Below are 9,906 nucleotides of genomic sequence, written 5' to 3'. Positions count from 1 at the left end.
ACGTGAGGCGCAAATGGCGCGGGATGGAGCAGCCCGGTAGCTCGTCAGGCTCATAACCTGAAGGTCGTAGGTTCAAATCCTACTCCCGCAACCAACTTTAGCGAACACCCTAAAATATAGGCCTCAGCCTCATGCTGAGCCAGCGCCACAAGTGCTGTTATAGCGCCGTCAAGGTCGATCCGAACGCCGTCATCCAGTTCGTCCACCTGCGTGAGACCTCTTTGCGAACGGTTAACTTTTGCTCCTTATAAAGCGGGCAGAATTTTCAGTCCATCCGTTAGCCCATTCTCTTCAGCGGGATTTGCAGACGCAGATATAAAAACCGCTTCCGTCCAAGAGCCAGATCCTTCCTCCTGACACGCAACCCAGCGTCTGCCAGGCGTTTTACGCGCCAATGCACGCGCGGCTCGATTCTCGCCGACGCACAGGTGCGCCTCCGTTTGTAGCCCTTGGTTTTCATGGCTCAGTTCACGGCAGTCCTCCTGGAACCGTGCCTAAGAAGTGTTTTTCCGAGCATCTCTTTCAGCGTCGCCACATCCGTTATCTACTCGGCAAGCGTTGTTTTGGGAACTTACCCCAGTGGGGCCCGTTCTGAATCCTCCAATTCTGCAGCTTGGCGTTCTCAATCTCAGAGCCTTTAGACGCCGCCTGTCAGAAACCTCCATCCCGCCGTGCTTGGACCGCCAATTCCAGAAGGTTGCATCGCCGATACCATGTCTGCGACCCGGCTCCTTCGCGTCCAGCCCAGACTGGTGCTTTTCAGAATGCCAATAACCTGATGTTTTCTATGACAGATTCTCTAAGTCGTCTGTCTCCTGACTTGGAGAGCAGGCTAGCCTCAAGTCGAGAACTTATCCGGGGGGAAGAGGTTACACCATGCTTGCATCAAAATCCTCAAAAATCGTTCTGCCAGCCCGTTCAAACGCGCTTAGAACCCTGGAGACGGGATGAACCACCGCGCTCTGCGATCCACCGCGCGCTGAAAAACGCGCTCGGCGGTGTCGAGCGTCTCATTGACCTCTTGCAACATACCGGGCCATTCGTTGAAAAGTTCGGGCTGTGTTTCGACCGCCGCTCGCAGCACGGCCCACATAGCCATCGCCGTTTCGGGCTCGGTCCAATTACACATCTCTTCGGACCACTCTTCTTGCAAATCTGCTGGGAGGCTCTCGTTGACGATGGCGTTCATTTCAGGCGTGAAGCCAACATGATCGGAAACATCCTGAAATCCAGCCTCGGTCAGCAGTTGCGTGAACGGCGCGCGCGAGAACAGCATCAAATCCAGGTAATCGCCCCCCAGAATGGCGGCATTATCTTTCTCGAAAACAACGTAAAATTCGACCATGGCGACATCCTTTCACCGGCGACGCAAGCGGTATCAGCCACTCAAGTTTGCATACGCAAATCGGTGCGTCCACAATTTGGTGTGATGTTGGCCCTGCCGGAAAATACAATAAACGGCCGCCATCATGACTGTTCGAACAGCGCGGATGAGCACGGCATTTTATGGCGCTCGTCCAAGGTGAGGGTCTGTTGACCTCGCATATGCACGCTGGTTCACGGCTTGGAAAGCGGGGCGGTGACAGGTGCGATCTTCTTGGGCCGATTGACCATCGGCCCGCTTAATGAACGCTATTCTTTGCGCAGTCTGTTTTGACCAGCATTGGAGGCAGTGAAAGCCGCCTTGCGGGAGGCCGTGGGATTTTGGACTTGAAACATGAATGATACGACTGGCCTTTGCCTCCAAGGCCGGTCGCGCGCACCATAACAACCAATATAAAGTAGATAATTCAACGATAGGGCAGCACCGGAACTGCATTGCGCCTCTCATTCAACTGGCCGCGAACAGCCTCTCGCGGCGTTCACCACGCATGAGACACCATCATCAACCTTGAAAAAGCGGTGAGGCATGATAACAATTGCGCAGGGAGGATAACCTAATGAAAACTATTACCAAAATTGCAGCCGCGACTCTTCTGATGGCGACCCCAGCTTTTGCACAGCAGCAGCTCTCGGTCGCTACGGGCGGTACGGGCGGCGTCTACTACCCGATGGGTGGTGGCTTGGCCGAGATTATCAACAACCACGTCGAGGGCCACTCAGCGACAGCCGAAGTGACGGGTGCATCCGTTGAAAATATGGGCCTCATCGCAACGGGCGATGCCGATATCGCGCTGGCGCTCGCGGATACCGTTCAGCAGGGTTACACCGGAACTGGCCGTTTCGAGGGGCAGGAGTTGCCGATGTTGCGCGCCATGGGCGTGGCCTACTCCAACATGGTGCAGATCGTGACGCTGGAAGGTAGCGGCATCACATCGCTGCAGGACATCAAGGGCAAGCGCGTGTCGATCGGGGCGCCCGGCTCGGGGACCGAAGTCAACACCGAGGCGATTCTGACCGCCAATGGCATCTCCTATGATGACATCGAAGAGCAGCGGCTGAACTTCAACGAGACCGCCGATGCACTCGCCAATGGCGATATCGACGTCGGCTTCTGGTCCGTTGGCGCTCCGACGTCCTCGATCCTCAACCTCGCCACGACGAACGATATTGTCATGATCGAGCTGACCGAAGAGGAACTGGCCGCCGCACGCGAGGCTGATCCTGTGTTTGCCGTGACCAAGCTGACCGGTGGCACCTATGAGGGTGTCGATGCCGATATGACCGTGATCGGTGTGCCCAACGTGCTCGTTGTGTCTTCGGAAATGTCGGATGATCTGGTCTATGCGGTCACCAGTGCGATGTACGACAACATCGCCGAGCTTCAGGCCGTTCACCCGGCCGCGCTCCAGACAACTGTCGAGCTGGCGTTGTCCTCGTCGCCGATCCCGCTGCACCCCGGTGCAATCCGGTATTTCGAGGAAACCGGCGCGACCGTTCCGGACGCGCTGCGCCCGTGATCCTGCGATTGGGAGGGTGGCCAGTGGCCGCCTTCCTTTCTCTTTTTGCCTCAGGTTTGCACGCCGACACGCTCAAGGCGACATTGGTTGAGACGGGCCAGGTACTAACCGTTCTCGACATGCCCCAAGGGGCGACGTGGTGCGTGCTCTGGAACCATTCGGTGCAGGGTTTTGAAGTATCGGATTGCTACGCGAACCGGGATGGAACCATGGTTCTTGTACGCTCGCACCTGCCTGATTTTGCCGCCGGCCTTGACCACATACCGGGCCGCGGCCGCCAGATTTCGGACGGCCAAGGTGGCTACTGGATCGAGGATATTGACGAGGCAGTGCCGAGAAATGCCTATATCATGCGCCCTGGGGCTGGTCATGTGGACCACCGGATAAACACCGCTGAGACCGAGGTCTCGCTTTCGGCGCTTGCGCCCCGCGCCCGCGTTCGCATCTCATTGACAGGGACAGACCAGCCATGAGCACGGATATCGCCGAGCGCCCCCCGATGCCGCAACCGACCCCTGCGACTCCGTTGCTGTTGCTGCGGGTGATCGCCGCCGTCGGGATTGGCCTGTCGCTCTTTCAGCTATACGCCGCAGGGGTGCAGCCACTGGGCCTCTTTTTCCAGCGGCCTATCCATCTGGGTTTTATCCTGGTTCTGTGCTTCCTTGTCTTTCCCGTCTTTGGACAGGACCGCGCGCGCGGACTTCTTGGCTGGGCCATCGACGGCCCGCTGATTGCCTGCGGCGTGCTTGTCGGGTTCTGGGTGCCCAGCAATATCGACATCATCGCAAATGCGATCTTCCCGCGGCAGATCGACGTTGTTGTGGGGATTATCACCACGCTTGTCGTGCTTGAGGCCGCGCGGCGCGCCGTGGGCCTTGGTATGACGCTGATCGGCGCCTTTTTCGTAGTCTATGCTTTCGCGGGCAACCGGGGCGAGTTGCCGTTTCTGGCAGATTGGATGCCGGGCATTCTGAACCACCGCGGCTATACGCTTGATCGCTTGGCAAGTCAGCTGACGCTTGGGGCCGAAGGGATCTTTGGCCTCCCCTTGGGCGTGGCCGCGACGTTTATCTTTGTCTTTGTCCTCTTCGGGGCCTTTCTTGAGGTGACCGGCGCGGGCAAGTTCTTTATCGACCTGGCCTTTGCGGCGACGGGCAAGCAGCGGGGCGGACCGGCCAAGGCTGCGGTGATCGCCTCTGCGGGCATGGGCTCGATCAGCGGCTCGGCCATTGCCAATGTGGTGACAACCGGAGCCTTCACAATTCCCTTGATGAAAAAGCTGGGCTATCGCCCCGCCCAAGCGGGCGGGATCGAGGCTGCCGCCTCGACCGGCGGGCAGATCATGCCGCCCCTGATGGGCGCAGGCGCCTTCCTGATCAGTGAATTCACGCGCGTGCCCTATATCGATATCGTTCTGGTCTCGATTTTTCCGGCGTTTTTATATTTCGGCGTGGTCTATCTCTTGGTGCATATCGCCGCGGTCAAGCAGGGCATGGTGGGGTTGCCTGCTGCAGATCTGCCCAGTGTGCGCAAGGTGCTGGCAGAGGGCTGGCATTTCCTATTGCCGCTGGTGGTGCTGGTTTGGCTTCTGGTGTCCGGATATTCGCCCATGCGTGTTGGTTTCTACGCCATCGTCGCGGTGGTGGCGGCGGCGTCTGCGCGGGCGCTCTGGTCCTTCGCTTCGGATGGCCCGACAGCACGCGGCTTCGCCGCGCTGTGCAAGGACGGTCTCTCCCTGACGCTTCAGGCGCTGGAGCTTGGCGCGCGCAACGCGGTGGCGGTGTCGATCGCCTGTGCGGTGGCGGGTATCATCGTGGGCGTCGTCGGCCTGACCGGGCTGGGCCTCAAATTCTCGTCCATGATGATCGCGTTTTCGGGCGGGAACATGGTGCTTGCGCTTCTTCTGGTGCTGCTGGCCAGTCTGATCCTGGGTCTGGGCCTGCCCGTGACCGCCGCCTATATCGTTCTGATCATCCTCGTGGGCCCCGCACTGACTTCTGAATTCGGTATACCGCTGCTGATCGCGCATCTGGTGGTCTTTTGGTATTCGCAGGACAGCAACGTGACCCCGCCAGTTGCGCTGGCGGCCTTTGCGGGCGCGGCCATTGCCGGATCGAAACCGATGGAGACCAGCTTTCAGTCGTGGAAATTCGCCAAGGGCCTCTATCTGATCCCGCTTTTCATGGTCTTCAATGAGAGCATCATCCTCGGCGGTCCCTTGCCACTTGTCCTTTGGAACGGCTTTCTCGCGATCGTTGCGCTGACCGCCTTCGCAGCCTGCCTCGAAGGGTTTCTTTTTGCCCCGATGCCGCTGTGGCAACGGGTGCTGATCGTGCCGGGCGTCATCGCTGTCTTCTGGCCCGATCTCTGGATCGAGGGTATCGGCGTCGGCGCGCTTGTCGCCCTGCTGGCCCTCAACTGGGCCGCAGGACGTTGGGACAAAGCGTCAAGCGCGGCGTGATGTGTGCTTAAGCTTAACCGCTGCGCCAAAGAGCACCCTGTCCGCCGGGGCGCGGTGCATCACGCGTCAGACGTCGATACTGGCGCCGGTCTGCTATTGATCTGGGCTATGCCCCCTAGAGCTAACTCCTCTTTCCGGGCGTCGCACGGGCGCTATAGCATCGGATCTCTGACGTAGCGTCGAACCGATCGGGAGGGTCGTCCGGCGCCGGAAGGTGCACGACCGTGCTGCCTTTGGACAGCCGGGTATGGCGCATCTCGGAATGCGCGTCGGATTGAAACGGTTACCGGGGAGGAAACCATGAAGATCAAGGCGACGATGACAGCCGCTCTGATGGCGGGCACGATAGCGGGCACTTTTGGTGCGGGCGCGCTGGCGCAAGACAGCGACAATCAGGTCAAGCTCTTGGTGCTGGACGATATGACGGGGATCTATTCGGGCAATGGCGGGCCAAACACCCGTCTGGCTGTCGAGATGGCTGTCGAGGATTTCGGCGGCTCAGTTCTGGGCAACCCGATCGAGGTTCTGTCGGCGGACCACCAAGGCAAGCCCGACATCGGCTCGGCCCTCGCGCAGCGTTTCATCGACGAAGAGGCCGTCGATGCGATGACGCTGGGCGGGTCATCCGCCGTGGGCCTTGCCGCGCAGGGGCGCGCTGCCGAGGCGGGCGTCGTCACGTTGGTCTCGGGCGGTTACGCGCCCAACTTCGTAGGTGATCAATGCTCGCCCTACGGTGTGCAATGGGCGCCCACCACGCGTGAATTGGCGCGCGGCGTCGCCGGCGCGGTGGTCGAGTCGGGCGGCGACAGCTGGTACCTGCTGACCGCCGATTACGTCTTCGGCCACGGCCTGTCCAAGGACGCGACCGAGGCCGTCGAGGACGCGGGTGGCAGCGTCGTGGGCGAGACGGTGCATCCGCTTAACACCAACGATCTGGCGTCGGCGCTTTTGTCGGCGCAAGGCTCGGGCGCGAATGTGATCGGTCTGGCGAATGCGGGTACCGATCTTGAGACGGCGATCAAGCAAGCAGGGCCATTTGGCCTCTCGGACAAGTTGGTCGCGATGCTGGTCTTTGCCAATAATGTGCAGGCGCTTGGCCTTGAGACAACGCAGAACATCCGCATGGCGACGTCGTTCTACTACGATCTGAACGATACCACCCGTGAGTGGGGTGCCCGCTTTCTCGAGCGGTCGGGCGGCGCTGTGCCGACCATGGGCCATGCGGGCGCCTATGCGGCGGTCACGCATTACCTCAAGGCGGTCGAGGCCGCGGGTACGGATGACGACGCCACCGTCACGGCCAAGATGAAGGAAATGCCAATCGACGGCGGCTTTTACGAAAATGCCAGCATTCAAGAGAACGGCCGCGTGATCTATGACATGCTGCTGGTCGAGGTGAACACGCCGGAAGAGAGCGAAGGCCCTGCCGACCTTTATGAAATCGTCGCGCGCATCCCTGGTCAGGATCTGTTCCTGTCGGCGGCCGAGTCCGGCTGCGCGCTGACCGCAGCGAACTGAGTTTGGACCTTGGGGCGGCGTCCCTCGCCGCCCCGCCTTCATCCGGAGCCCCAAGCGCCATGAAACTTATGAAAAGCACGACTTCGCCCTACGCCCGGCTGGCCCATGCCATGCTGATCGAGGCGGGCGCCGATTTCGAGTTGGATATCCTGAATCCCTGGGCCGATCCTGACCAATTGGTCGCGGCCAACCCCGCGCGCCGGGTGCCCACGTTGATCATGGATGACGGAACCGTCATGACCGAGGCGATGCTGATCGCCGATCATGCGGCCAAGATCGCGCCGGAGGGATCGCACCTCAAATCCATCTCGCCAGTGCAATACGAAATCGCCGGGCGCGCCTGGGGGGTCACCGAGGCCGCCGTTCACATCATCATCGGGCGCAAGATCATATCGGACGATCTGGCCGCGACCGAGTATGACAGCCATCCCGTGGCGCAGCGGCGCTATGCGTCGATGACGAATGGGCTGACCCAGCTGGAGCCGATGGCAGACCATCTGAGCGACACGCATATGGGCATGGCCGAGATCTCGGTGGCCAACGCGATCGAATATGTCGATTTCCGTTTTCCGGAGGCCGATTGGCGCCCGGCGATCCCGGCGCTGGATGCGTGGCGCGCGCGCAATGCGCATCGTCCCTCGCTGCGCGATACCGTCCCGTCATGAGCGCAGCCGCCGCTGCCCCGGCTGAGGCGGACGCCGTCCTCACTGCGCGCGGCCTGACCAAGGCGTTCGGCGGGTTTCACGCCGTCGACGATCTGGACCTGACGATCCGGCAGGGCACGATACACGCGCTGATTGGCCCCAACGGTGCGGGCAAATCCACCGTATTCGGCCTTTTGACCAAATTCCACACGCCCACATCGGGCCGCATCACGCTTGCCGGGGAGGACATCACCGGGTTGAAGCCCGCCGATGTGGTACGCCGGCGCATGGTGCGCTCGTTCCAGATCTCGGCGATCTTTCCGCATATGAGCGTGTTGGAAAACGTGCGCGTCTCGCTTCAGCGGCATCACGGCCTCGACCGGCAATTCTGGCGCCCGCTGAGCAGCCTTGCCCGGCTGGACGGCGAGGCGCGCGCCCTCCTGGCGCAAGTGGGCCTTGAGGATGCGGCGGATGACATGGCCGCGAACCTCTCATATGGGCGCAAGCGCGCGCTGGAAATTGCCACGACCCTCGCGCTCGATCCGCGCGTTCTGCTGCTGGACGAGCCCATGGCAGGCATGGCCTCGGCGGATGTGCAGATGATCGCGCGGCTTATCGCCAAGGTGGGGCAGGGGCGCACCGTTCTGATGGTCGAGCATAACCTCAACGTGGTCGAGGATCTGTGCGACCGCGTTACCGTGCTGGCGCGCGGGCGCCTGTTGGCCGAGGGCGATTTTGCCACGATCCGCGCGGACCGCGACGTGCGCGCCGCCTATATCGGGGCCGAAGATGGCTGAGCCGCTTTTCCAGATCGAGGACCTGCACGGTTGGTACGACGAAAGCCACGTTCTGCACGGCATTTCACTGAGCGCGCAGGAGGGCGAGACGGTCGCCCTGATCGGGCGCAACGGCGCGGGTAAATCGACCACGCTACGCGCCGCGATGAACTTGCTGACCCGCCGCGAGGGGGCGATCCGCGTGGCCGGCCACGACATCATGGGCACGCGGCGGCATCGCGTCGCGCATGAAGGGCTGGGATACATCCCCGAAGAGCGCGGGATTTTCGCGTCGCTCTCGGTCGAGGAAAATCTTCTGTTGCTTCCGCGTACCGGAGACGGCGGCATGAGCCAAAGCGAGGTTTATGAGATTTTTCCCAACCTTTACGAGCGGCGCCGCGCGCCCGGCGGCACCCTTTCGGGCGGCGAGCAGCAGATGCTGGCCATTGCCCGTGTTCTGATGACCGGCCCGCGTATCCTTCTTTTGGACGAGCCGACCGAGGGGCTGGCGCCCGTCATCGTGCAGGCCATCGGGCACCTTTTGCGCCGGCTCAAGGAGGCGGGCATGACCATGCTGCTGGTCGAGCAGAATTTTCATTTCGCGCGGCAGTTGGCCGACCGGTTCTACCTGATCGAGAACGGGCGGATCGTTGATGAATTCACCGCCTCCGAAATCGAGGCGCGCGCCGAGCGGATCGCTGATGTGGTGGGGGTCTAGATGACGGAGCTTCTCGGGATTCCCATTGCTGTCCTGTCGGGCCAGCTTGTGCTGGGCCTCTTCAACGGGGCATTCTACGCCCTTCTGTCGCTGGGCCTCGCGGTGATCTTCGGCCTTTTGCGCGTCATTAATTTCGCGCATGGCGCGCTCTACATGGCGGGCGCTTTCACCGCCTATCTTCTCGGCATCTGGCTGGGCTTGCCCTTCTGGGCGATGCTGATCGTGGCGCCCCTGATCGTTGGCGCCTTCGCTATCGTGATCGAGCGGGTGATGTTGACGCGGCTCTACGGGCTCGATCCGCTTTATGGACTTTTGCTGACATTCGGGGTCGCGCTTGTGATCGAAGGGATGGCGCAGTACATCTTCGGCGTCGCCAGCCGCCCGTTTCCGCAGCCGCCGGGCCTGTCGGGCGTGACGCTTTGGAACGGTATATTGCTGCCGCATTACCGGGTTTTCGTAATCGTTGTTTCGGTGGTCGTCTGCCTCGGCACTTGGGCACTGATCGAGCGGACGCGGCTTGGCGCGCTCTTGCGCGCGGCGACGGAAAACCGCCCGCTGGTCGAGGCGTTCGGCGTCAATGTGCCCGTCCTTCTGACCGCGACCTACGCGTTCGGCGCGATTTTGGCGGCCTTTGCGGGCGTCATGGCGGCGCCGGTCTTTCAGGTATCGGCCTTCATGGGATCGAACCTCGTCATCGTCGTTTTCGCCGTCGTGGTGATCGGCGGCATGGGCTCGATCGGGGGGGCGATCGTGTCGGGCTTCCTTCTGGGATTGGCCGAGGGCATCACCAAGATCGTCTTCCCCGAGGCGTCGAACGTGATCGTCTTCGTCATCATGGCCATCGTCCTTTTCTTCCGCCCTGCGGGCCTCTTTGGAAAGGCGGTGTGAG

At 61.4% G+C, this 9,906-nt stretch carries 9 protein-coding genes, 1 tRNA gene and 2 pseudogenes; 9 read left to right on the top strand and 3 right to left on the bottom strand.

The features are described from left to right. The first annotated feature begins 17 nt into the window (after nt 1–17). Nucleotides 18–94: transfer RNA gene (locus BW975_RS13140), tRNA-Met, on the top strand. A gap of 186 nt (nt 95–280) precedes the next feature. Here BW975_RS13140 and BW975_RS18460 read toward each other — a convergent pair. The 3 genes and pseudogenes from BW975_RS18460 to BW975_RS13135 form a co-directional block, all read right to left on the bottom strand. Continuing rightward, nucleotides 281–541: pseudogene (locus BW975_RS18460) on the bottom strand (IS3 family transposase); the annotation flags it as partial. Nucleotides 542–609: 68 nt separating this feature from the next. Next, a pseudogene (locus BW975_RS18455) lies at nt 610–796 on the bottom strand (transposase); the annotation flags it as partial. Between the two features lie 132 nt (nt 797–928). Beyond that, nucleotides 929–1,345: a hypothetical protein gene (locus tag BW975_RS13135; RefSeq protein ID WP_076534710.1), complete on the bottom strand. Its 417-nt coding sequence runs from the start codon at nt 1,343–1,345 to the stop codon at nt 929–931. A 595-nt stretch (nt 1,346–1,940) separates the two neighbouring features. Here BW975_RS13135 and BW975_RS13130 point away from each other — a divergent pair. The 8 genes from BW975_RS13130 (at nt 1,941) to BW975_RS13095 (ending at nt 9,905) form a co-directional block, all read left to right on the top strand. Continuing rightward, entirely contained in the window at nt 1,941–2,900 is a 960-nt protein-coding gene (locus BW975_RS13130) for a TAXI family TRAP transporter solute-binding subunit (RefSeq protein WP_076534708.1), read from the top strand. Nucleotides 2,901–2,923: 23 nt separating this feature from the next. Next, nucleotides 2,924–3,373, top strand: coding sequence for a DUF1850 domain-containing protein (locus BW975_RS13125; protein WP_244512598.1), 450 nt, complete (start codon nt 2,924–2,926; stop codon nt 3,371–3,373). Continuing rightward, nucleotides 3,370–5,361, top strand: coding sequence for a TRAP transporter permease (locus tag BW975_RS13120; RefSeq protein WP_076534706.1), 1,992 nt, complete (start codon nt 3,370–3,372; stop codon nt 5,359–5,361). Before BW975_RS13125 ends, BW975_RS13120 begins: the two co-directional genes overlap by 4 nt. 300 nt (nt 5,362–5,661) lie before the next feature. Further along, a complete protein-coding gene (locus BW975_RS13115; RefSeq protein WP_092746253.1) occupies nt 5,662–6,879 on the top strand; it encodes an ABC transporter substrate-binding protein in 1,218 nt (405 codons plus the stop codon). Between the two features lie 59 nt (nt 6,880–6,938). Then, a complete protein-coding gene (locus BW975_RS13110) occupies nt 6,939–7,544 on the top strand; it encodes a glutathione S-transferase family protein (protein WP_076534704.1) in 606 nt (201 codons plus the stop codon). Beyond that, a complete protein-coding gene (locus tag BW975_RS13105; protein ID WP_076534702.1) occupies nt 7,541–8,320 on the top strand; it encodes an ABC transporter ATP-binding protein in 780 nt (259 codons plus the stop codon). The genes BW975_RS13110 and BW975_RS13105 overlap by 4 nt, the downstream gene beginning before the upstream one ends. After that, on the top strand, nt 8,313–9,017 hold the full coding sequence (locus BW975_RS13100; protein ID WP_076534700.1) for an ABC transporter ATP-binding protein: 705 nt from the start codon (nt 8,313–8,315) through the stop codon (nt 9,015–9,017). Before BW975_RS13105 ends, BW975_RS13100 begins: the two co-directional genes overlap by 8 nt. After that, a complete protein-coding gene (locus tag BW975_RS13095; protein ID WP_076534698.1) occupies nt 9,018–9,905 on the top strand; it encodes a branched-chain amino acid ABC transporter permease in 888 nt (295 codons plus the stop codon). Nucleotide 9,906 lies beyond the last annotated feature (1 nt).

It is taken from the genome of Roseovarius nanhaiticus (genome assembly GCF_900156535.1).
Lineage (GTDB): Bacteria > Pseudomonadota > Alphaproteobacteria > Rhodobacterales > Rhodobacteraceae > Roseovarius > Roseovarius nanhaiticus.
This window is presented reverse-complemented; position numbering and strand designations above follow the sequence as displayed.